Below are 23,270 nucleotides of genomic sequence, written 5' to 3'. Positions count from 1 at the left end.
CTGACGAAGTAACCGATACCACAGTTGTGACTGTAGGTTAACCACAACCCGCTGAACTCGGACTGAACAGGATCGACTAGGCTGTCTGCACATCTTTTAAAGGAGCATCAACCATGCGCGTATTTATCGCACTCGTTTTCCTGGCCTTGAGCGGCCTCAGCCAGGCGGCAATCAAGACCCAGGAGATCCCTTACAAGAGTGCCGACGGGACTGAGTTGATCGGCTACTACGCCTATGACGACAGCATTCAAGGGGCTCGCCCGGGCGTGGTGGTGGTCCATGAGTTCTGGGGTCTCAACGACTACGCCAAGCGCCGGGCCCGCGACCTCGCCGGGCTGGGCTACAGCGCGCTGGCAATCGATATGTATGGCGACGGTAAAAACACCGAGCACCCGAACGACGCCATGGCGTTCATGGAAGCGGCGCTTAAAAACAGCGCGACGGCCAGTGCTCGTTTCAATGCCGGGCTTGATTTGCTCAAGAAGCAACCACAGACAAACCCGAACAAACTCGCGGCCATCGGCTACTGCTTCGGCGGCAAGATCGTTCTCGATGCGGCACGCCAAGGGGCACCGCTGGCGGGTGTGGTGAGTTTCCACGGCGCATTGGCAACCAGCACCCCGGCGACACCCGGCAGCGTCAAGGCCAAGCTTTTGGTAGAGCACGGCGCTCTGGACAGCATGGTCACTGCGGACCAAGTGGCAGCGTTCAAAACCGAGATGGACAAGGCCGGTGCCGACTATAAGTTCGTCAGCCTGAAAGGTGCCAAGCATGGTTTCAGCAACCCGGACGCTGATCGCCTGAGCCACGGCGAGCACGGCGGCCCGGATATCGGCTACAACAAAGCCGCCGATGAAAGCTCGTGGGCGGATATGAAAGCGTTCTTCAAGAAAATATTTGGCTGATAATCGGCCCTGCATATCGTAGGAGCTGCCGCAGGCTGCGATCTTTTCAGCAGATCAAAAGATCGCAGCCTGCGGCAGCTCCTACGATGTGCAGGTTTAAGCAAGGCTATCCAGCTCCTGGGCAACCCGGCAAAATGCCGGGATGAACCCGCTCCCCGCTCTTCCCGCCTGCTGCACGCCGCTCGACGCCCACTGGCCGTTGCCTGACGTGCTGCCTGACACGGTGCTGCTCAGCACTCGTTTCGATCCGTCATTGCTGGCGTTCGACGACTTCCAGCGCAGCACGATCGAACCGCCCCCCAGCATCCAGCGCTCGGTCGCCAAACGTCAGGCCGAGTTTCTCGCAGGGCGAGTGTGCGCCCGGGCCGCGTTGCAGCAACTGGAAGGTCTGGACTGCATTCCGGCGATTGGCGAGGATCGCGCGCCCGTATGGCCGGCGCATATCTGTGGCTCGATCACTCACAGCACCGGCCGGGCCGCGGCCATCGTTGCACACAAGACACATTGGCGCGGCTTGGGCATGGACCTGGAAAACCTGCTCAACACCGAACGTGCCGAGCGTCTGGCCGGCGAGATCCTCACCCCGCCCGAGCTTGAACGCATGGCCGCCAGCCCTCGTGATCAGCTGGCACTGTGGGTGACCCTGACCTTTTCGGCCAAGGAAAGCCTGTTCAAGGCGCTCTACCCCATCGTGCAGAAACGCTTCTATTTCGAACATGCCGAGGTGCTGGAGTGGACCGACAGCGGGCACGTGCGCCTGCGCTTGTTGACCGACCTCTCCAGCGAATGGCACTACGGCGCGGAACTGGACGCACAGTTTGGTGTGCGCGATGGACAGTTGTTGAGCCTGGTCAGCATCAAGGCCTGAAAACTTTCAGCGCCTGTTCGGCCGTCATCGCGAGCAAGCTCGCTCCCACATTGGATCTCCAGTGTTCGCAAATTATGTGTTCACTGCAAAATAAATGTGGGAGCGAGCTTGCTCGCGATGAGGCCCTTACAGAAGGTAAAGATCTCAGGGCTTCTCCTGATTGCGTGGCCAGCTCAGACTGAAACATGCCCCACCCAGGTTTTTACTCTTGCTGATCAACGCCCGGCCGCCATGCCAGTGAACGATCCGACGCACGATAGACAATCCCAGACCGTGCCCGCCGGACGCCCGGGTGCGGCTGTCATCCAGACGCAAAAACGGCGTGAAAATCTTTTCCCAGGCACTTTCCGGCACACCCGGCCCATCGTCTTCGACATCGACGCGACAACGCTGCTGCCCCACCTGATAACTGATCGACACCTGGGACTGGGCATGACGCATGGCGTTGCTCACCAGATTCTGCAACGCCCGATGCAGGTAACGCGGCTCGGCCTCGACCCAGGCGTCATCGCAATCGGCAGCCGACAGACACAGGCCGCGTTGAACCGTCACGTTGGCGCGTAACGGCGCCAGTTCGCCGATGACCTGATTGACCAAGGCATCCAGATCGACGCGCTGGAAGTTCAGCGCCGGCGAACCCTGCTCCAGCCGCGCATACGTGAGCATCTCGTCCACCAGGCCGTCGAGGTCCTGAATATCGTGGTCCATGCCCTCCAGGTATTTCTCCCGCGCCTGTGGCGTGTTCGCCGTGCTGATCATCTCCAGGCCAAAACGCAACCGCGCGACAGGCGTGCGCAGCTCATGGGACACCGCACGCACCAGTTCACGCTGAATCGCCAGCAATTGCTGCAAGTGCTCGGCCATGCCGTTGAACGCCGCGGCCAATCGCCCCACCGAGTCCGCACCACGTGCCGGCACACGGGTTTCCAGGCTGCCTTTGGCGATCCGCGTGGCGGCCGACTCCAGACCTCTCAAGCGGCGTTCCAACTGGCGCACCAGCAAATAGACGATCAACCCGATCAGGCTCAGGCCCAGCGCCGCAATCAACACCAACCACTCCGGCGGGTACGGGTTCATCTGATACAGCGGGCCAATTTCCAGTACCCAGGGCGTACCGACCATCCCGGCAAACACCCGGATCGAATCGCCCCCCTTGCCCAGCGCCATCACCGTGTCGCCTTCAGAGACCCGACGGCTCTGGTCCTCGTCCATGTCCGCCTGGTCGACCGTAATCAGTTGCAAATCGAAGCCGAAGCCTTTGTCCTTCTTTAGCGCCTCAAGACGCTTGGGCTGCTCGGCCACCGGATAACGCACCAACTCATCGGCCAACAGATAAATCGTCGCCCGCGCCAGTTGCTCGCTGATCTGCTGCACTTCCCCGGTGAGCATCAGTTGCTCTTTATCGCTGACCAAGCGGTAGACCTTTGCCGCGTGCGGGCCGGTCTGCTCCACCAACGCCTGGCCGTGCAGCACCCGTGTGCGCTGGCTCAGGTCGAGGTCGGTTTGGGCGAAGGTTTGCAAGGTCAAGGGAATGCCCAGCAAACGCTCCCACACCAGCAACGCGCGATGACGTTCGGTCTCGTTCATTGGTTGCAGATTGTCGGCCATCAAGGAAAACGTACCATGGGCCAGGCGTTCGCGGTATTGCTCGCTGCGCACCTGATTAAGCAAGTTCAAGGCCAGTACGCCAAGCACCGCCACCAGAATCAGCGCGGCGCACATGCCGCCATAAATGCGCAGGAAGATCGAGTTCACAGGGGCAGGTCTACACAGGCTTCAGGAACGAACAGGTAACCCTTGCTGCGAATGGTCTTGATCAGCCGCGGATGGATCGGGTCATCACCGATCTTCGGCCGGATCCGTGAAATGCGTACATCGATCGAGCGGTCCTGACCGTCGTAACCGATGCCTCGCAGCGCAGTGAAGATTTCTTCTCGGGACAGAATCCGCCCGGCGTTGGCTACCAGCAGCCAGAGCAGATCGAACTCGGCACTGGTCAATTCGATGCCGTTGTCATGCAGCCACGCTTCACGCAGGGCGTTGTCGACGACCAGCGGGCCGAACTGCAAACGACGGAGTTTTTCCGGTGCCGCAGGCTCTGGTACTTCGCTACGTCGCAACAAGGCCTGGATCCGCGCCAGCAACAAACGCGGGCGCACCGGTTTGCACACGTAGTCGTCGGCGCCCATGTCCAGACCCTGGATCTGGTCCATGTCGTCAGTGCGCGCGGTGAGCATCAGGATCGGCCCGTCGTAGCGATCACGAACCTTGCGGCAAATCGTCAGGCCGTCTTCACCGGGGAGCATCAGGTCAAGGATCACCAGGTCCGGTTGTTCGGTGATAATCCGCGCCGCCGCCAGCGCTCCATTGCCTTCTATGGTGACCCGCAGACCGTTGCTTTCCAGGTACTCACGGGTCAACTCGGCCAAGCGCTGGTCATCCTCGACAATCAATACCTGCCAGGCTTCTTGCTCCACGGGTGACCTCTTTGCCGAACATTATTAAAGGAAGGATCCACTGGTCTTTTTGTAATGATTAAAGTGGATAAGACTGTGTATGCAGTGACCGATTGTAGCAATGCCTCCCCTTGAGAACACAAGCTGGCAAATGCGCTCGGTAACCGCGTTTTTTTGTGATAGGGTTCGCGCCCGCAAAAATCCGCCCCAGGCTATTTTTCAGGGCGAAATTCTATGACAAACGGTCTACCCCAGCAGGGTCGCGGCCTACACGATGATTGGCAGTTTCATACACATTTTACGCACAGCTTTATCCACAGGTAGTACGTTGCAATCACCCCCCAAAACGCATTATCTTGTAGCTCGCGTTCAAAAAAACCCTACATGTAGGGTTTTGCACGAAAAACCAAACACAAATCAGACAAGAAACTCAAGTGCTTTTCTTGCATGTTTTTGGTTGAACCAAACGCATTTTCAGAAGCCCAAACCGCACCTGCGGGTGGCTACTGTTTTTCAGCTCCAACGGCGAAAACGGTACGGGTGTTGCAGTCAATAACTGTCGCCCAAACGGAATTCGGTTTTCGGCCCCAGGCTTGAGACCAAAGACTTCGGCAAGGAAGCGGCGCTCAACAGCCCCCTTCCTGACTGTCCCGAAGTTGTTATGCCCGGCGCTTGCCGGTTGTAGTGCTTCAGGACGGAACGGTGGGCACCTTCATGGTGCCCAAACAAACATAGAGAACGTGGAGACACCCATGCAAACCGACACAACTCGCGAGAACCCGCAGGGCACCGCGCCGATGGCCGCTGATTCGAATTCGGATCTGTCCGCCACCGCGCCAGGCCAACTGCGCGTGATCAAGCGTAACGGCACTGTCGTTCCTTACACCGATGACAAAATCACCGTCGCCATCACCAAAGCGTTTCTCGCAGTTGAGGGCGGCACTGCTGCTGCCTCGTCGCGAATCCACGACACCGTTGCCCGCCTGACCGAACAAGTCACCGCGACCTTCAAGCGTCGCATGCCATCGGGCGGCACCATCCACATCGAAGAAATCCAGGACCAGGTCGAGCTGGCCCTGATGCGTGCCGGCGAGCAAAAAGTAGCGCGCGACTACGTGATCTACCGTGACGGTCGCTCCAAGGAACGCGCCACCCGCGCGCCTGCCGAGGAAGCCGTACAGGCTCACCCGTCGATCCGTATCACCCGCGCCGATGGCACCTTTGCTCCACTGGACATGGGCCGCCTGAACACCATCGTCACCGAAGCCTGCGAAGGCCTGGAAGAAGTCGACGGTGACCTGATCCAGCGCGAAACCCTGAAGAACCTCTATGACGGCGTGGCCCTGACCGACGTCAACACCGCACTGGTGATGACCGCCCGTACGCTGGTTGAACGTGAGCCGAACTACTCGTTCGTCACCGCGCGCCTGCTGATGGACACCCTGCGCGCCGAAGGCCTGAGCTTCCTGGAAGTCGCCGAAAGCGCGACTCACCACGAAATGGTCGACCTGTACGCCAAGGCCCTGCCTGCCTACATCGCCAAGGGTATCGAATTCGAATTGCTGAACCCGGTCCTGGCCACCTTTGACCTGGAAAAACTCGGCAAGGCGATCAACCACGAGCGCGACCAGCAGTTCACCTACCTGGGTCTGCAAACCCTGTACGACCGTTACTTCATCCACAAGGATGGCGTACGTTTCGAACTGCCACAGATCTTCTTCATGCGCGTGGCCATGGGTCTGGCGATCGAAGAGAAGAACAAGGAAGACCGTGCGATCGAGTTCTACAACCTGTTGTCGTCCTTCGACTACATGTCCTCGACCCCGACCCTGTTCAACGCCGGCACCCTGCGTCCACAGCTGTCGAGCTGCTACCTGACCACCGTGCCGGATGACCTGTCGGGCATCTACCACGCGATTCACGACAACGCCATGTTGTCGAAATTCGCTGGCGGCCTGGGCAACGACTGGACTCCGGTTCGCGCATTGGGCTCGTACATCAAGGGCACCAACGGCAAATCCCAGGGCGTTGTACCGTTCCTGAAAGTGGTGAACGACACCGCTGTCGCCGTTAACCAGGGTGGCAAGCGCAAAGGCGCTGTCTGCGCTTACCTGGAAACCTGGCACATGGACATCGAGGAGTTCATCGAGCTCCGCAAGAACACCGGTGATGACCGTCGTCGTACCCACGACATGAACACCGCCAACTGGATCCCTGACCTGTTCATGAAGCGCGTCTTCGATGACGGCAAGTGGACCTTGTTCTCGCCGTCCGAAGTTCCAGACCTGCACGACCTGACCGGCAAGGCCTTCGAAGAGCGTTACGAGTACTACGAAGCCCTGACCGAGTACCCGGGCAAGGTCAAGCTGTTCAAGACCATCCAGGCCAAAGACCTGTGGCGCAAAATGCTCTCCATGCTGTTTGAAACCGGCCACCCATGGCTGACGTTCAAAGACCCATGCAACCTGCGCAGCCCACAGCAGCACGTTGGCGTGGTTCACAGCTCGAACCTGTGCACCGAGATCACCTTGAACACCAACAAGGACGAGATCGCCGTTTGCAACCTGGGCTCGATCAACCTGCCGAACCACATCGTCAACGGCAAGCTGGACACCGCCAAGCTTGAACGCACCGTGAACACCGCCGTTCGCATGCTCGATAACGTTATCGACATCAACTACTACTCGGTGCCACAAGCGAAGAACTCCAACTTCAAGCACCGTCCGGTCGGTCTGGGCATCATGGGCTTCCAGGACGCTTTGTACCTGCAGCACATCCCTTACGGTTCCGATGCAGCCGTCGAGTTCGCCGACAAATCGATGGAGGCGGTCAGCTACTACGCGATCCAGGCTTCCTGCGACCTGGCTGACGAGCGTGGCGCTTACGAGACGTTCCAGGGTTCGCTGTGGTCCAAAGGCATCCTGCCGCTGGATTCGCAACAGATCCTGATCGATCAGCGTGGCCAGAAGTACATCGACGTTGACCTGAACGAATCCCTGGACTGGGCACCGGTGCGTGCTCGCGTACAGAAAGGTATTCGTAACTCCAACATCATGGCCATTGCACCGACCGCGACCATCGCCAACATCACCGGCGTATCGCAGTCGATCGAACCGACCTACCAGAACCTCTATGTGAAATCGAACCTGTCGGGCGAATTCACCGTGATCAACCCGTACCTGGTTCGCGACCTCAAGGCTCGCGGTCTGTGGGACTCGGTCATGATCAACGACCTGAAGTACTACGACGGTTCCGTGCAGCAGATCGAACGCATCCCGCAAGAACTCAAAGAGCTCTACGCGACCGCGTTCGAAGTGGACACCAAGTGGATCGTTGACGCGGCCAGCCGTCGTCAGAAGTGGATCGACCAGGCCCAGTCGCTGAACCTGTACATCGCCGGTGCATCGGGCAAGAAGCTCGACGTGACCTACCGCATGGCTTGGTACCGTGGCCTGAAAACCACTTACTACCTCCGTGCCCTGGCCGCGACCAGCACCGAGAAGTCGACCATCAACACCGGTAAGCTGAACGCTGTTTCCAGCGGCGGCAACCACGGTGACGACTCGGTTCTGGCCGCTCCGGCAGGTCCTGCTCCAGTGCCGAAGGCGTGCGCCATCGACGAGCCGGATTGCGAAGCTTGCCAATAAGCTGAGCCAGTAAGCGCCGCAAGGCGCTTACCTGAAACCCCCGATGAGTCCTCTGGATTGATCGGGGGTTTTCTTTTGCCTCTAGGAAAGCGGTGACCGTACTGACGCCATCGCGAGCAAGCTCGCTCCCACATTGGATCGCATTTCCCTGAGGGAACTCGATCACCTGTGGGAGCGAGCTTGCTCGCGATGGGGCCAGCACAGGCAACCAGAACCTCAGCTCCTGACAAAAATCCCGGCCACAAAAAAGCCCCTCTTGCGAGGGGCTTTCTGTGAAACGGTATCAACCAACCAACATCAGGTCATCTGAATGATGGTCTGCATGATGGTACTTTGGGTCGAGATGGTCTTGGCGTTGGCCTGGTAGTTACTCTGCGCCTTGATCAGGTTGACCAGCTCGTTGGTCAGGTTGACGTTGGACTCTTCCAGGGAGTTGGACTGAATCGAACCCAGCGTACCGGTGGTTGGCGCGTCATAACCCGGGATACCCGAGGCGAACGTCTCTTTCCAGCTGGTGCCGCCTACAGCTTGCAGGCCTTGCTCGTTGGTGAAGCTGGCCAGGGCAACCTGGCCGATCGCCTTGCTCTGGTTGTTGCTGAAGTTGGCGAACAGGGTGCCAGTGCCGTCGACGGTCAGGTTGGTAATCTGGCCGGTGGCGTAACCGTCCTGAGCCGGGATCGAACGCGCAGAGTCGGCATTGAACTGCGTGGTGTTGTTCATCGAAATGGTCATGCCCGCGGCACTGGCAGTTGTACCGTTAGCTGTCCACACACCGTTGGTCACGGTGCCGGGTACCCAGCCAGCCAATGTCAGGTTGTTACCGACGTTAGGCGCTGCCGGTGTTGCAGGTGGTGTCGCTACCGAGACCAGTTTGCCGGCCGAATCGAACGTCATGATCGAAGCAATCGGGGCGGTGACCTTCGGGTCGCTGCCGGTGGCATCCGGGTTACGACCGTCTACCAGGGTGTAGGTCTTCCAGGTGTTGGCGCCGGTCTTCACCATATATTGATCCATGACGTGCGAGTTGCCCTGGCTGTCATAGATCGGCGTACTGAACGATTTGCTGTAGGTGGCGAGGGTGCCCGGGTCGAATTTGTTGGCCGGGAGAGTGTCGTCAATCACCGGAGAGGTGGAGTTCAGGTTGATCGTCGAGGACACCGTCGAAGTCGGTTTTGGCGCCAGGTTCGAGGTGTCGATCTTCAGGTCGGTCAACACACCGTTGATGATCTTGCCATTGGCGTCCGTGCCGTAACCCTGCAGACGGGAGGTTTGATCGGTATTGGTGATGAAACCATCCTTGTCGACCTTGAACGTACCGGCACGGGTGTAGGTCGTCGAACCGTTATTGCTCAGGGTGAAGAAACCCGAGCCATTGATGCCCATATCCAGCACGTTACCGGTGTTGTTGATATCACCCTGGGTGAACTGCTGGGATACGTTGGCCAGGCTTACGCCGCTGCCGACGACTTTACTACCACTACCCAGCTTGGTTGCCGAGTAGACATCCGCGAACTCGGCGCGCGAAGACTTGAAACCGGTGGTCGCAACGTTGGCGATGTTGTTGCCGGTCACGTCCAGTTGTTTGTTGGCTGCATAGAGACCGCTAAGGCCGATATTGAAAGACATATTCCACTCCTTTGTGCCGCGTTAGCCGGCTCTATATACCAATGGTTTGAACTTTGGACAGGGCGATAGAGCCCAGACCTGCAAGGTTGAGCATCAACTCGCCGCCGGTTTGACTCAGCGTCACGCTGTTGACCGTTGCTGGCAGGTAAGTAGCCAGATCGGTCGCCGTGCCGTTGACCGGAGCATTGGCCTTGACGGTGTACGTGCCCGCCGGAACCAAGGCGCCGCTGCTGTCCTTGCCGTCCCACGTGAAGCTGGCACTGCCCGCAGGCTGGCTGCCCAGATTGAGGGTTCTCACGACATTTCCGCTTGCATCGCTGATCTTCACCGTGCCATCGGAGATCGACGATGTCAGGTTGACCGTACCGGTCAGACCCTTGCTTGCATCGCTGATCTGGGCAGTGCCGGTTTGCGCAATCACCGAACGGCCAACCAGGGAGGAAGCCTGCAAGGCCTGGGAAGAGTTGAAATTACTGGCCAGGGAACTCACGGTCGTATTGAGGGAAGTGATCCCTTCAAGGCTGCTGAACTGTGCCAGTTGAGCAACGAACGCGCCGTTGTCCTGCGGCGAAAGCGGATTCTGGTTCTTCAGCTGCGTCACCAGCAACTGCAGAAACGCGTCCTTGCCCAACGCCTGACTGCCGGTGGCACTTTTCGTGGCGGCGGCAAGGCCATTCGCAGCCGTACCGGTGCTCTTGACCGAAGAGTTCGCCAGGAGATCGGTCATGCTCAGGCCGCCGGTGGAATCGGTAACGCTCATAAAAATCGCCCCTTATCACTGACCGAGGGTCAGGACCTTCTGCATCATGGTTTTAGCGGTATTCATCATTTCCGCGTTGGTCTGGAACGAACGACTGGCGGAAATCATGTCAGCCATTTCCTCAACCACATTGACGTTGGGGTAATAGACGTAACCCTTGGCGTCAGCCGCTGGATGGTTCGGCTCGTAGCGTGCCTCGAGGTTGCTTTGATCTTCCACCACGCCAAGTACCTGCACGCCCTGACCCGCAGCATCCTGGTTCTGGAACAGCGAATCGCTGCCACCGGACTGGCCGCCCTGGAACATGGTGGCGAACACCGGGTGACGGGCACGGTAGGTCTGATCGATGCTCGAAGAGACGGTCTCGGCGTTGGCGATGTTACTGGCGACGGTGTTCAAGCGAGTGGTTTGAGCACTCATGCCGCTACCGGCAATGTTGAAAACACTGGACAGAGACATGGGTTACTCCCCGCGCAGGGCTGATACCAACCCTTTGAATTTGCTGTTGAGCAGCGTGAAGCTGGCCTGGAAGTTGACCGCGTTTTCCGCGTAGTTCGACTGTTCCAGTTGGGCGTCCACGGTGTTTTGGTCAATCGACGGTTGCATCGGCGTGCGATACAGCAACGACTCGTCACCACTGCTCAGGCCTTGGGCTTCGATATGACGGCTATTGGTCATGTTCAAAGCGAAAGTGCCGTTCTTGTTCTTGTCGTTCTGGGCCGCCAGAACCGACGAGAAGTCCAGATCCCGAGCCTTGTAGTTCGGGGTATCGGCGTTGGCAATGTTGTTGGCCAGGACTTCGGCACGCTGAGCGCGGAAGCCCAGGGCTTGTTCGTGGATACCGAGCGCTTTATCGAAGCTGATGCTCATGTCGGAAACCTTTGGGTGACCTGATTTTTCGTAACAGGGATATAGCAAGCCCCGTGCCAGCTTATAAAACCCCATGAACCGGGGCTTTGCGGGTGGCGGCAAAGCGGCAATGCCAGAAAAGCGGCAACGGATTTCCGGCGCCTGCCGCTTTTCTGCCGCTCAGGATGCCGAGATGCACGCAATCCGTAGCAGCTGCCGAAGGCGGCGTTCGGCCGCGAAGCGGTCGTAAAATCAGACGCTGCGGTCTTCCAGTAATCCGTGGATACCGAATTTGCGACGGCTACGCCGCCGAACGCAGGCTGCGCCAGCTGCTACGGGGGATTGTGTTGTTGTGCAAAAAAAACGGGAGCCCCTGAGGACTCCCGTCTTTTATGCAGCACCGACTACCGGCCAATCACTTCGCCTGGTAGATGATCCCCGGGCTGCACTGGACCATCTGATAATGATCCGGCAAACCGTTCAGTGCTTCGGAAGCCCCCAGGAACAAATAACCGCCCGGCTTCAACGTGCTGTGAATACGCATCAGGATGTCTTTCTTCACTTCAGCAGAGAAGTAGATCAACACGTTGCGACAAAACACGATGTCGAACTTGCCGAGACTGGCGTAGCTGTCCAGCAGGTTGAACGAGCGGAACTCTACCCGGCTCTTGATCGGCGCCTTGATTGCCCAACGCCCCGGCCCTTTCGGATCGAAGTAACGCTGCAAGCGCTCCGGCGAAAGACCGCGACCGATCGCCAGGCTGTCGTACTCGCCGGTCTTGCAGTTGGTCAACATGGTCCCGGACAGGTCGGTGGCAACGATCTGCACCCCCATCTTCAACTGACCCATATTGACCCGCTCGAACTCGTCGATCGACATCGACAGCGAATACGGTTCCTGTCCGGACGAGCAAGCCGCCGACCAGATCCGCAGACGCTGCCCGGGACTGGCCTTGATGGACTCAGGCAGCACTTTGTTCTTCAGGACTTCAAACGGATAGGTGTCGCGAAACCAGAGGGTTTCGTTCGTCGTCATCGCGTCCACCACCATCTCGCGCAAACCACTGCGCGGCTGGGTCTGAATGCGCTGAACCAACTCTCCCAAGGACTTGATGCCTTGCTGTTCCATCAGTTTGTTGAGACGGCTCGACACCAGATACTGCTTGTTTTCACCGAGCAAAATGCCACAGGCTTTTTCCAGGAAGACCCGGAACTGTTCGAAATCCAAATTACCCGTAGACAATGATGCCGCCTCTTAAATCGTGTTGAACGCCAGGAGCGAAGGCCACTAGCTGTTGTCTGCTGCTTTGATCCGGTCGACTACCCGGGATGCCAGGTCATCAGGACGGAATTTGGCAAGGAAGTCATCAGCTCCGACTTTCTTCACCATCGCCTGATTGAACACACCTGACAACGAAGTATGCAGGATGATATGGAGCTTTTGCATGCGAGGGTCGCTGCGGATCTCGCTGGTAAGGGTGTAACCGTCCATTTCGGGCATTTCGATGTCGGAAATCATCATCAAAAACTCTTCTTCCGGCTTCTTGCCCTCGTCGACCAGTTTGCGCAGGTAATCCAGCGCTTGCCGACCGTCGTTCAACGCAACGACTTCAACCCCCACTGTCTGCAGGCATCGCGAGACCTGCTTGCGCGCCACCGACGAGTCATCGACCGTCAGCACTCGCAAGGAAATCGCCTTGTGCTGGGTTTCGGCATCGATCACTCCAGCCGAAATCACATCCGACGTCGGCGCAACTTCCGCCAGGACCTTTTCCACGTCGATGATTTCGACTAACTGATTGTCGACTCGAGTCACAGCGGTCAGGTAATGATCGCGACCCGTGCCCTTGGGCGGTGGATGGATCTCTTCCCAGTTCATGTTGACGATCCGTTCGACCGACCGCACCAAAAACCCCTGGGTCTTGGTGTTGTACTCCGTGATGATGACGAAGGGATTGCTTTGATCCTGCAACCCGCCTGAGCCGGTCGCCATTGCCAGATCCAGAATCGGAATGGTTGCCCCCCGAATATTCGCCACGCCGCACACGACAGGACTGGACTTGGGCATCAGGGTCAGTTTGGGGCATTGCAGCACCTCCCGAACCTTGAACACGTTGATCCCGTAAAGCTGCTGGCCGTCGAGACGGAACAACAACAGCTCCAGGCGATTCTGCCCTACCAGTTGCGTGCGCTGGTTTACCGAATCCATTACACCAGCCATGCCCAGACTCCTACACCAACGCTAAGTGTGTTGCGACGCACATTCATCACTAAACGGCACGGCGCTTGCTTTTTAACTGCTATGAACGCAAAAACGACATTTTCCCGACGCCTGACATCAATGTGCCGCAAATTCTTCGGCGCTTTGTCAGCCGTATGCCTGTTGAACGCTGGCAGCCCTGCCTTTGCTGACCCGGTTACCTTGCCTGATCTACTTATCGGCGTCACTCAGGGCTTTCTTGAATTCACCGTAGAAGACTACCTGGCCACCAGTCAAACCGAAGGGCGCTACGAAATCCAGGTCAGCCAGCTGGATCCGCGCCTGCGCATGCCCCCGTGCGACAAGGAATTGACAGCGACCCTGGAGAGTCCAGCCAGGCCCATAGGACGGGTTATCGTGAAGGTCCGTTGCGACGGCGCCTCCCCCTGGACCGTCTTCGTACCCGCTCAAGTCCGCCTGTTTCGCGAGGTCGTCACGACCTCTCGCCCCCTCAAGCGAGCCGGGATCATCGAGCCTTCAGACGTGGCGCTGCGCGAACGCGATATCAGCCTGATCAATCAGGGGTATCTGACGAACGTCGATCAAGCCATCGGACAAAAACTTGTCCGACCAATGGTCAGCGACCAGGTCATTACCCTCGTTCATCTGGAGCAGGCAGAAGTCGTGCGCAAGGGTGATCAGGTGGTCATCACCGCCCGCAGCGGCACGCTCAGTGTGCGGATGCCGGGTGAAGCGCTGTCCAATGGCGGTATGAGCGAGCAGATTCGGGTCAAAAACCTCAACTCCCAGCGGGTCATCAAGGCGCAAGTCATGGCCCCGGGCCAGGTTGAAGTCTCCATGTAGATTACTGGCGCACAACCGTCCTGTTCCCTAAACTGTGCCTCACGCAGGGCAAATACCGACGCGCCCGAGCTCATCACTTATTGAGCCTAAAGTTTTTCCGGGTATGGCCGAAAACATGGCAAGCGTCCAAATTCCCAGAGGTTTTTTTATCATGGTCATCGATTTCAGCCGTTTAAACAGCTCCCCCACGCTCACAAGCAGCACGCGTACCAGCGCCAACAAGGAAACCGGTGATGCCGGCAAATCCGCGCCGCCGAGTACCTCGACCGAACAAGTCAGTGCCGCCAAAAGCGGGGAATCGGTACACCTCAGCAATGAGGCTCAGCAGTTGCAGAAGATCACTGACAAGCTGCGCGATCAGCCTGCCGTCGACAACGCCCGCGTGGCCGAGTTGAAAGCAGCGATTGCCGATGGCAGCTATAAGGTCGACAGCAACCGTGTAGCCAGCAAACTGCTCAACTTCGAAGCCCAGCGCTAGCCAAAGGCCTGCGCCAGGCTTTTGGACGCTTAAAACCCAAGGCCAGCCATGCACGACACTAATTTACTGCAACTGATCACCGATGACTTTGCTCCAGCTCAACAGTTGCTGGAGCTGCTGAAGACTGAATCCCTCGCCTTGCACGGCCGTGACATGCCGCTGCTCGAAGACATTCTGGCGCAGAAACAGGCACTGATCATTCTGCTGGAACAGCATGGCCGCAAACGCAGCGAAATTCTCGCGAGCCTGAACCTTCCTGCCAACCGCGCAGGTCTGGAGCAGTTCGCCGCTCACTCAAGTATTGGCGATCAGTTGCTGACCCAAAGCGATGCTCTGACCCAACTTCTTGCAGATTGCCAAGCCGCCAACGAGCTCAATGGCCGCTCGATCCAGGTGCAACAAGCCACCACCGCCAATCAGCTGAAAATCCTCAACGGTGGCGAGCCTCCGACCCTTTATGACGCTCGCGGATCAACCGCCATGCTGGTGAAGCCGCGCGCGCTCAGTCAGGCTTGAACTCATAAATAAGCGCGCTCTATCAAGCCGCGAAACATGCTGGCAGAATGCTGGCTCTTGCGTGTGATCGTATTCTGTCTGGAGATTGATAAACCGTGTTCAACGCCTTAAGCGCGGAAGATGCTCCGCAGCCACCCAAGGTGCTCAGCACCCCGTTGGAAATCACCGGCAACCTGCGGATGCTGCAAGAGAGCCATGATCCCCTGATCATCACGTTCCACGAACGCAGCCAGCGCTTTCAGAGCTACCTGATCGATATCGATCGCGACAGCAACATGATCGCCCTCGACGAAATGATCCCTCGCGATGGCGAACGCTTCCTCCTTGCCGGCGAAGCTTTTCGGGTTGAAGGCTTTCATGATGGCGTACGCATTGCCTGGGAAAGCAACGGCACACTGACCATCGACGAGTCCAACGGTGGCCGCTGCTACCGTGGCACGCTGCCCGATGAAGTGGTTTATCACCAGCGTCGCAACGCGTTTCGCGCAGCGTTGAAACTGGCGCAACTGGTGAACATCGAACTCGGTGGCGAAAAGCTCAAGACGCCCGTCAAAGGCAAACTGCTGGACATCTCGGCGACGGGTTGCAAACTGCGCTTTGAGGGCGACATTACCAGCGGGCTTCAACTGGGTCAGGTCTATGAACGTTTCATTGCCGCCCTGCCCTTCGGCAGCATGACGGCACCGGTCGAGCTCCGTTATCTGCATCACGAAGAGAAAATCGACACCACCTTTGCCGGTGTACGCTTTCACAACATGAGCGGACTGGTGCAGCGTCAGGTCGAGCGTTTCGTCTATCAGTTGCAACGCGAAGCACGCCGCTTCGACAAAGACGATCTCTGATCCACACGCTTGAAAAAACGGGCAGTCCCTTTCGGTGACTGCCCGTTTTTTTGCCTCTAAGGTCTGGCCTCGGTAAAACTTTTTGGATGCTCCGGCCCAGGATCGTCAGGTTTTTCACCAGAGTCCCTGGCGTCCTCGGCATCTGCCCTTGCGTCCCGCTCGGGATCCGGATCAGGGCTCACGCCATTTTGCATTTGATCATGAACGACCTGCTCATCGACCCTCGGATCGAGGGCTGCCACCAATGGCGAGCTCGACATGCTGTCTGGCATGGCCACGTGATGCAGCGGCGCGTCATCAACCTGATGCAGATTCGTCACCGCTTTCGGCCTGATGCGCCATACCAGCACCAATGCGAAGAAACTGAAAAACGCATACAGCATCTGACTGCCGAACAACTTCATCAGCACACCCGCCACCAGCGGTCCAATACTGGCTCCAACACCGTAAGTCACCAGCAGCATGGCCGTCAGCGATACCCGCCGATCGCCCTCGACGTGGTCGTTGGAAAATGCCACCGCCAACGGGTACAGACAGAACTGCACCAATGAGCAGGCGAAGCCAGCGGCAAACAGCACCTCAAGCGGCACCTGCGGCATGATCGCCAACGGCAACGCCGCCAACGCCAGGCAAAAGGCAAAACTGCGAATCAGCACCGCCCGATCATAACGATCCGACAACCAGCCCAACGGCCACTGCACCACCAACCCTGCAAAGATGCAGCTCCCCATGAACAGACCGACCTGTTCAGTGGAAAGCCCTTGCTGGGATGCATACAACGGCGCAAGACCATAGAACGAACCGACGATCAGCCCAGCGCCGAGCACCGTACTGAGGGACTGCGGAACCCGCTTCATGAAGAAGCGCGGCTCCATCGGCGCCGGGTGCAGAGGCGCCGGGTGAATGCGTCGGGTCAGGGCGACCGGCACCAGGCACAGCGCAAAACACAGCGCCACCAGCATCAGCAGCTCCAGCCCCAGAGACGGGTGCATGACCAGAATCAACTGACCCAACACCAGCCCCAGGTACGAAGCGATCATGTAGCCGCTGAACACCACCCCGCGCTGCTTGGCTTCAGCCTGCTCGTTCAACCAGCTCTCGATGACCATGTACTGGCACATCATGCCCAGACCGACGATCATCCGCAGCACCAGCCAGGCCGGCAGCCAGTCGATCAGCCCATGCCCCAGTACTGCCGCGCCGACGATCCCGGCACAGGCCGAGTAGGCTCGAATATGGCCGACCCGGGCGATCAACCGGTGGCCGATTTTCCCACCCAGCACCAGGCCGAAGTAGTTGGCCGCCATCAGCGCACCGACCCACAGACTGTCGACATGGTCCGCTGCCAGGCGCAAGCCCAGGTAAGTACTGAGGAGGCCCGAGCCGATCAACATCATCAGCGAGGCGAAATAAAGCGCTCGAAAGGATTTCCAGATTTGGCGCATCGGCGTTCCGAGCGGCTCCTTGCAGTGAGTATCGGGCTACCGTCAACGATAGCCCGACGGCGACGGATCGGTTAGGCCTGGGCTGCTAAAACGCGCCGCTCCCAGGGAGTGATTTCATCAAGGAAACTGGTCAACTCCATGGTCTTCGAAGCAATGTAGCCTTCGATGAATTCCTTGCCGAACAGTTCCTTCGCCAATTGGCTACGTTTCAGACGCTCAAGAGCCGCATGCAAGGTACAAGGCAACGACAAACTTTCCGGCACTTCAAACTCGCCCTGAATGGCCGGCGTCGGTTCCAGTTCGTTTTCGATGCCATGCAGCCCGGCCGCCAGGCTTGCGGCAATCGCCAGATACGGGTTGGCGTCGGCGCCTGGCAGACGGTTCTCGACCCTGCGCGCCTGCGGTGAACTGGCTGGAATCCGCAAACCTGCTGCCCGGTTGTCATGAGACCAGCAGGCGTTATTCGGCGATGCGTAAGGATGGCACAGACGCTGATAGGAGTTCACGTTCGGCGCAAACAACGCAGTGAAATCCGCCATGCCGGCCTGCTGACCACCGATGAAGTGACGGAAGATTGCGCTCGGCTGTCCAGCGTCATCGCTGAACACATTCCGCCCCGTGCCGATCTCGACGATGCTCTGGTGAATGTGCATCGAGCTGCCCGGCGTATGCGTCAGTGGCTTGGCCATACACACCACGGTCAGATGGTGCTTGAGTGCCACTTCCTTGAGCAGGTGCTTGAACAGGAAAGTCTGGTCGGCCAGCAGCAGCGGATCGCCGTGCAGCAGATTGATCTCGAACTGACTGATACCCATCTCGTGCATGAAGGTATCGCGCGGCAAGCCGAGGGCTGCCATGCATTCATAGACCTCATTGAAGAACGGACGCAAACCGTTGTTGGAGCTGACACTGAATGCCGAATGACCTTCCTCGCGACGTCCATCCAGTCCAACCGGCGGCTGGAATGGCTGGGTCGGGTCGGTGTTCGGCGCAAAAACAAAGAACTCCATCTCGGTCGCCACCACCGGCGCCAGACCGAGCGCCGCATAACGGGCGATCACCGCTTTCAACTGGCCACGCGTCGAGAGACGCGAGCTTTCCCCGGTCAACTCATCAGCATCGCAAATGGCCAACGCGCGCGGCTGCTTGCTCCAGGGCAGACGGTGAATCTGTTTCGGATCGGCATTGAGCGCCAGGTCGCCGTCGTCACTGCCGTAAAACCGCGCAGGCGGATAACCGCCCATAATGCATTGCAGCAGTACGCCACGCGCCATCTGCAAGCGCCGCCCCTCGAGAAAACCCTCGGCGGTCATTACCTTGCCGCGTGGCACGCCATTGAGATCCGGAGTGACACATTCAATCTCATCAATGCCCGTCAATCGCTGCGCGAGTGAACGCTGGCCATCGGTCGTCATGACTCTATCCTTGTAGTGCGCAAGCCGCGAACGGCGACGTGTACAAAATAGGCACCAGCCGTTCGGAATATCAAGCACCGCCTTACAAAAATGTAGGAGCTGCCGAAGGCTGCGATCTTTTGATCTTCCGGCGTCATCAAGGACGCAAAAATCAAAAGATCGCAGCCTTCGGCAGCTCCTACAGAAGTTGTGCTCGATTAGGGCAGATAAAGACTGAACAATCCGCCGCCCAATGGGCCGCCATTTCGGATTTCGGTACGCCCGTGCTCACCGTTGCGCTGGTGCAGTTGTGCAATGCGCGCGGCGAAATACAGGCCAAGGCCGGTGCTGCCACTGGCCGGGTTAATGCCCTGCACGTAATCCGCCTGACGCTCGATCATCGGGGCCGGGAACCCATCGCCGTCGTCATTGATCGCCATTACCAACTGCCCGGTTTCTTCACCCACGCTGATCAACAGCGAATGCCGGGCATGACGAATGGCGTTGTTGATCGCGTTGGCCAGCACCGTTCCAATCAGCTCCCGATCGAAGAACCCGAGAGGGCTCAGGGGATCGACCTCATAAGTCACCAGAATGCCGCGACTCTTGAACACGTCCTGATGAGCCGCCAACTGCGCTTCGATGAAATCGTCCAGTTCGTGATAGTCCGGGCGCAACGGCAACTGGTTGACGCCGAGCTTGTAGAGCCCCAGCAACTGCACCAGCATGCCGTTGAGGTGAGCGAACTCATAGTCGATCACACCCTGCTCGGCGGTTTGCTGCTGAGCATCAGGCAAACGTGCAAGCCACTGTCCGTGGGCTTGCATGAGCATGGCCAGGGAATTCTTCATGTCGTGCACGGTGGAGGCAATCACCGTGGAAAAGTCGAGCCCCTCATCCGTACTATTCATTCGCCAAACGCCTTGCTTCGCAGCTTCTGATAACGCGGATAACGCGCGTCGCTCTCGGGCATCATGCCCACCATTTTCAGGCACGTGCGGCACTCTTCCAGCAGCGCTGCGTCGAGGTTCGCATCGGCCCCATGTAACAGCGATTGCGCCATGTTGAGCGCAATACTGATGTTCTTCGGCTGCAACAACAGTGCGCCGCGGAAAAGCTCCCGCGCCTCGGGGAGCGCGCCCGCCTTGTAACTGCGAACACCCTGGCGGTTGAGATCTGCCGCCGCATTGCCGGAGTTGAGAATCGCCGGGTCGTCGGTCTGCTTGGCGATGCCCTGCATTACCACCGGATCGTCACCGTAAATCTCTGCGCAGTTTTTCAACATCGAATTGCCGGCGTCTGCCTGCCCCAGCATCTTCAACTGCTTGGCGACCAGCAGCGCCGCTTCGGCGCTCATGAACTGCTCCATGCCATCCAGACGGGTCAGTGCCTGCTCCGTCAGCTTCTCGGCGGTTTCGGCATCGTTGAGCAGCAGGCTGGTGGCTTTCATCAAACGCGCCCGAATCTGCAACCCCGGATCGTTGATGTTTTCCTTGGCAACCGCGCTCAGGGTCTGGTTGATCTCCAGTCGAGTGCGGGTATCCAGACCTTTTTCGCTACCTTTGCTGATGAGTGCATGCGCCAGACCCAGATTGCTTTCCGGGTCCTTGAAGCGTGACTGTGCTCCTTGCGAGACCGCCTGACGATAGGCTTTCGCCGCGCCTTCGAAGTCTTCGTTGGTCATCGCCAACTTGCCCAGCAACGACTGCCTGCGCACCGCCAATGGCGACAACCGAACGGCTTCTTCGAGCACGTTCTGTGCAGCCTTGGTGTCGCCTTCAGCGACCAGCACTTCGGCCAGGCCGTCATACAGCGCCGGCATCATCGGGAAAGCCTTCAGCGCCTTTTCGTACACGGCTTTTGCCTGAGCAATCTGGCCACGCTTGAACATCAATCGCCCCAGACCGACATAGGCCCAAGGCAACGGGCGATCCGCCAGAATGCTGTTGTACAAGCGCTCCAGCGCCTCATTCTGATTCATGTCGCGCAGCGCATCGGCACGGTAGCGCAGGCACAGCGGCGAATAACGCGGGTCTTGCTTGCACAGTGCAATGCAGGCATTCAGCACTTCAACAGGATTGCCCCGATCCAGCGCCTGCAGGATCGGTTTGAGCAACGTCTTGCGCTGCTCCAGTCGCTCCAACCGCTGGGCCAGACCGGCGCGGTTGAAAGGCTTGGTCAGATAAGCATCCGGCTCATGCTCGAGCGCACTGAGCACCATCGCCTGACTGCTCTCGGCAGTGACCATCAGAAACACGCTTTCGTGGCTGATCAGCTTCTCGACCATCAGGTCTTCGAGCACCTGCTGACCGTTCTTCTTGCCATCGCCAAGGTGATAATCCTGCAGGATGAAGTCGTAGCGCTTCTGCGCACACATGCGCAGCGCCACCTCGCCCGTGTCGGCAGTGTCGACATCCTTGACACCCAACTCACGCAGCATCGACCTGACCGAACTACGGAAATCCGAGAAATCATCGACGATCAAAAAGCTCTTTTGGTGGTACGCCAGCATCGAAGATTCCAGGCAATTAAGAAGGTGAACCCAAAGACAAATGCAGGGACCAGCTCAAACTCGCTGCCCATTGAGGCGTCGCGCAGGACAACGGCCCATCGGGTTATCGGCCGTTTGTGGCGTTCCCTTATAGGTGTCGGCAAACAATTGTGGGTTTACCTGGATGCCCTTCAAAAAAAACCTCAAAAAGCCCTGGGTATGACTGACCCGCTTCAATCTCTTCCCCGCCCTGTTGCAACTGCTAAGCTACGAGTTGGCAGCGCTCAAGCCGATCCATGGGCGGCCGTTGAACGTGGCTAGCGACAGCCGGCAAGCTGCAGGGAGGCAGGCCGAAGGTGATCAAGCGCATTGGCAATTCGAGTTTGGAGACTGTGCCCGAGCCTCTCGGCCGGGAAGAGGTGGAGCAGGTGCTGAGGCGTCTACTGACCAGTCCGTTGTTTGCCAAGTCGAGCCGGATGGGCAGCCTGCTGCGGTTCCTGGTCGAGCACGACCTCCAATGCTCGGACATCCCTCTCACCGAGCATGCCATAGGCATCGCGGTGTTTCGTCGCGACCCGGCGGTCTACTGCACCAGTGACGATCCGGTGGTGCGGGTGCAGGTCGGCCGGTTGCGACGCAAGCTCACCAGCCATTACGCCACCCTTGGCCAGCAGGATCCGGTACGCCTGAGTGTGCCGCCCGGTTGTTATCGGCTGGCGTACGAGCGACTCAGGCCCAGGAGGACCGTCACACGCCACCCTGTCCTGCAGATCCTGCCGTTTACCTGTATCACCCGCCATGGCGACGACTTTACCCGGGGCTTGTACGAAGAATTGAGCTGCAGGCTGTTCGAGTCGTTCGAACAGATGCTGCCCCGTGCGAACCATGTGCTGATGAATGTGCCACGCAGTAGCGTAAAAGCACCACCCCAGGGACGGGCGGGACGAGGCAGCTACTCCCTGGAGGGCAGCGTGCGAGTGGAAGCCGCTCGCGTCCGGGCCTCGGTACGCCTGATCGATGTCGCTCAGGGCCACATTCGTTGGTCAGCGCAGTTCGATCGCAATAGACCCTATGGCATCGCCACCCAGGAAGATCTGGCCGAGTCCATCTGTCGGTCGCTGACAGGCTACTTCGCCCAAGGTGGCAGTGACGATTCCTGAGCAGAAGGGGCAACCGCAAGATTGCCCCCGATGCGGCGGCTACGCCGTGACCTCAACTCACCAGGACATCAGCCCAGACAAAGTTCCAGCTGGTTCGCTTGCCTTTGGCGATCTGGATCAGCTTGTTCTCATACACCGTGTGATTGACCGTGCCGGTATAAGTCAGGGTTCGGCTGGCGTTGTTTCCAGTCACCACGCCCGGCGTACCGCCGGACTCGACCATGGCTTTTTTCAGGTCGGCTTCCGACGGGGCGCTGCTCTGGTTTTTTTCAACGGTTACGAAACTCATGGTGTCACCTCTTCCGTGATTAGGGGATCAGTGGACAACAGGGCCCACACGCACTCGCGCCCCTGCAAACACACTGATGGCACTACTTTATTGGCCTGTAGAACGTTGCAGAAGTGACAACACGCCCGGGAAGGTAACAGTCTGGATTCGACCTGTATCAGGCAACGTAACCGATACGTATCAGCCAGTCGCGAGTCGACTTGGCGCAAACGCCCAGGATGATGATGGCGAGCTGTATCTGTCAGCCCCTTAAATAGAATAAAAAAGCCCCGCCCGGTTATCGCCCGGCGGGGCTTTTTTGACCTTCTGCTGCCACCCTGCTGCCACGGAGAAAATGATCTGCCAGGAAAGTGGTTGAAGAGGCCCGATTTATATTGGTGTCCCAGGGCAGGTTCGAACTGCCAACCTTCCCCTTAGGAGGGGGATGCTCTATCCAATTGAGCTACTGAGACACAGGCCGGCCGCAAGGACATGCGGCGC

Annotated in this window: 21 protein-coding genes and 1 tRNA gene; 8 read left to right on the top strand and 14 right to left on the bottom strand. The window is 58.4% G+C overall.

Going from position 1 to position 23,270, the window contains the following annotated elements:
* Positions 1-113 precede the first annotated feature (113 nt).
* Complete coding sequence (locus tag BK659_RS20675) at positions 114-905, top strand: dienelactone hydrolase family protein (protein ID WP_123426809.1); 792 nt, start codon at positions 114-116, stop codon at positions 903-905.
* Between the two features lie 142 nt (positions 906-1,047).
* Positions 1,048-1,773, top strand: coding sequence for a 4'-phosphopantetheinyl transferase family protein (locus BK659_RS20670; protein ID WP_123426808.1), 726 nt, complete (start codon positions 1,048-1,050; stop codon positions 1,771-1,773).
* Between the two features lie 144 nt (positions 1,774-1,917).
* On the opposite strand, the gene BK659_RS20665 is transcribed toward BK659_RS20670, so the two are convergent.
* Together BK659_RS20665 and BK659_RS20660 are read right to left on the bottom strand one after the other, a co-directional pair.
* Positions 1,918-3,528, bottom strand: a complete 1,611-nt coding sequence (locus tag BK659_RS20665; RefSeq protein WP_123426807.1) for an ATP-binding protein — start codon at positions 3,526-3,528, stop codon at positions 1,918-1,920.
* Complete coding sequence (locus BK659_RS20660; protein WP_123426806.1) at positions 3,525-4,250, bottom strand: response regulator; 726 nt, start codon at positions 4,248-4,250, stop codon at positions 3,525-3,527. The genes BK659_RS20665 and BK659_RS20660 overlap by 4 nt, the downstream gene beginning before the upstream one ends.
* Positions 4,251-4,981: 731 nt before the next feature.
* Between BK659_RS20660 and BK659_RS20655 the strand changes: the two genes are divergently transcribed.
* Entirely contained in the window at positions 4,982-7,876 is a 2,895-nt protein-coding gene (locus BK659_RS20655) for a ribonucleoside-diphosphate reductase subunit alpha (RefSeq protein WP_123426805.1), read from the top strand.
* A gap of 297 nt (positions 7,877-8,173) precedes the next feature.
* Here the strand turns inward: BK659_RS20655 and flgE are convergent, their stop codons facing one another.
* The 6 genes from flgE to BK659_RS20625 form a co-directional block, all read right to left on the bottom strand.
* A complete protein-coding gene (gene flgE, locus BK659_RS20650) occupies positions 8,174-9,502 on the bottom strand; it encodes a flagellar hook protein FlgE (RefSeq protein ID WP_123426804.1) in 1,329 nt (442 codons plus the stop codon).
* Between the two features lie 31 nt (positions 9,503-9,533).
* The gene (flgD, locus tag BK659_RS20645; RefSeq protein WP_123426803.1) at positions 9,534-10,262 is read right to left on the bottom strand and encodes a flagellar hook assembly protein FlgD; all 729 of its coding nucleotides are present in this window, start codon (positions 10,260-10,262) and stop codon (positions 9,534-9,536) included.
* A 15-nt stretch (positions 10,263-10,277) separates the two neighbouring features.
* On the bottom strand, positions 10,278-10,721 hold the full coding sequence (gene flgC, locus BK659_RS20640; RefSeq protein ID WP_007937507.1) for a flagellar basal body rod protein FlgC: 444 nt from the start codon (positions 10,719-10,721) through the stop codon (positions 10,278-10,280).
* 3 nt (positions 10,722-10,724) lie between these two features.
* Complete coding sequence (gene flgB / locus BK659_RS20635) at positions 10,725-11,132, bottom strand: flagellar basal body rod protein FlgB (RefSeq protein WP_123426802.1); 408 nt, start codon at positions 11,130-11,132, stop codon at positions 10,725-10,727.
* A 394-nt stretch (positions 11,133-11,526) separates the two neighbouring features.
* Entirely contained in the window at positions 11,527-12,354 is an 828-nt protein-coding gene (gene cheR / locus BK659_RS20630; protein WP_123426801.1) for a protein-glutamate O-methyltransferase CheR, read from the bottom strand.
* A gap of 45 nt (positions 12,355-12,399) precedes the next feature.
* Positions 12,400-13,332, bottom strand: a complete 933-nt coding sequence (locus BK659_RS20625) for a chemotaxis protein CheV (RefSeq protein WP_123426800.1) — start codon at positions 13,330-13,332, stop codon at positions 12,400-12,402.
* Between the two features lie 81 nt (positions 13,333-13,413).
* Between BK659_RS20625 and flgA the strand changes: the two genes are divergently transcribed.
* The 4 genes from flgA to BK659_RS20605 all read left to right on the top strand — a co-directional run bounded on the left by flgA (position 13,414) and on the right by BK659_RS20605 (position 16,011).
* On the top strand, positions 13,414-14,175 hold the full coding sequence (flgA, locus tag BK659_RS20620; RefSeq protein ID WP_123426799.1) for a flagellar basal body P-ring formation chaperone FlgA: 762 nt from the start codon (positions 13,414-13,416) through the stop codon (positions 14,173-14,175).
* A 151-nt stretch (positions 14,176-14,326) separates the two neighbouring features.
* Complete coding sequence (flgM, locus tag BK659_RS20615; RefSeq protein WP_123426976.1) at positions 14,327-14,653, top strand: flagellar biosynthesis anti-sigma factor FlgM; 327 nt, start codon at positions 14,327-14,329, stop codon at positions 14,651-14,653.
* Positions 14,654-14,701: 48 nt separating this feature from the next.
* The gene (locus BK659_RS20610; RefSeq protein WP_123426798.1) at positions 14,702-15,169 is read left to right on the top strand and encodes a flagella synthesis protein FlgN; all 468 of its coding nucleotides are present in this window, start codon (positions 14,702-14,704) and stop codon (positions 15,167-15,169) included.
* 95 nt (positions 15,170-15,264) lie between these two features.
* On the top strand, positions 15,265-16,011 hold the full coding sequence (locus BK659_RS20605; protein ID WP_123426797.1) for a flagellar brake protein: 747 nt from the start codon (positions 15,265-15,267) through the stop codon (positions 16,009-16,011).
* A gap of 56 nt (positions 16,012-16,067) precedes the next feature.
* On the opposite strand, the gene BK659_RS20600 is transcribed toward BK659_RS20605, so the two are convergent.
* The 4 genes from BK659_RS20600 to BK659_RS20585 form a co-directional block, all read right to left on the bottom strand.
* On the bottom strand, positions 16,068-17,456 hold the full coding sequence (locus BK659_RS20600) for an MFS transporter (RefSeq protein WP_123426796.1): 1,389 nt from the start codon (positions 17,454-17,456) through the stop codon (positions 16,068-16,070).
* 71 nt (positions 17,457-17,527) lie between these two features.
* Complete coding sequence (locus tag BK659_RS20595; RefSeq protein WP_185015433.1) at positions 17,528-18,769, bottom strand: glutamine synthetase family protein; 1,242 nt, start codon at positions 18,767-18,769, stop codon at positions 17,528-17,530.
* Positions 18,770-19,068: 299 nt separating this feature from the next.
* On the bottom strand, positions 19,069-19,761 hold the full coding sequence (locus BK659_RS20590) for a sensor histidine kinase (RefSeq protein WP_123426794.1): 693 nt from the start codon (positions 19,759-19,761) through the stop codon (positions 19,069-19,071).
* Positions 19,758-21,362 (bottom strand): tetratricopeptide repeat-containing response regulator, encoded by a 1,605-nt coding sequence (locus BK659_RS20585; RefSeq protein WP_123426793.1) that lies wholly within the window; start codon positions 21,360-21,362, stop codon positions 19,758-19,760. Before BK659_RS20585 ends, BK659_RS20590 begins: the two co-directional genes overlap by 4 nt.
* A 407-nt stretch (positions 21,363-21,769) precedes the next feature.
* Here BK659_RS20585 and BK659_RS20580 point away from each other — a divergent pair, with 407 nt between their 5' ends.
* Positions 21,770-22,501: a hypothetical protein gene (locus BK659_RS20580; protein ID WP_259740287.1), complete on the top strand. Its 732-nt coding sequence runs from the start codon at positions 21,770-21,772 to the stop codon at positions 22,499-22,501.
* A 52-nt stretch (positions 22,502-22,553) separates the two neighbouring features.
* Here the strand turns inward: BK659_RS20580 and BK659_RS20575 are convergent, their stop codons facing one another.
* Both BK659_RS20575 and BK659_RS20570 read right to left on the bottom strand, forming a co-directional pair.
* The gene (locus BK659_RS20575; RefSeq protein WP_123426791.1) at positions 22,554-22,790 is read right to left on the bottom strand and encodes a hypothetical protein; all 237 of its coding nucleotides are present in this window, start codon (positions 22,788-22,790) and stop codon (positions 22,554-22,556) included.
* 375 nt (positions 22,791-23,165) lie between these two features.
* Positions 23,166-23,242: transfer RNA gene (locus tag BK659_RS20570), tRNA-Arg, on the bottom strand.
* Positions 23,243-23,270: the final 28 nt, after the last annotated feature.

The sequence above is a fragment of the Pseudomonas brassicacearum genome (genome assembly GCF_003732225.1).
Taxonomy (GTDB): Bacteria; Pseudomonadota; Gammaproteobacteria; order Pseudomonadales; family Pseudomonadaceae; genus Aquipseudomonas; species Aquipseudomonas brassicacearum_E.
This window is presented reverse-complemented; position numbering and strand designations above follow the sequence as displayed.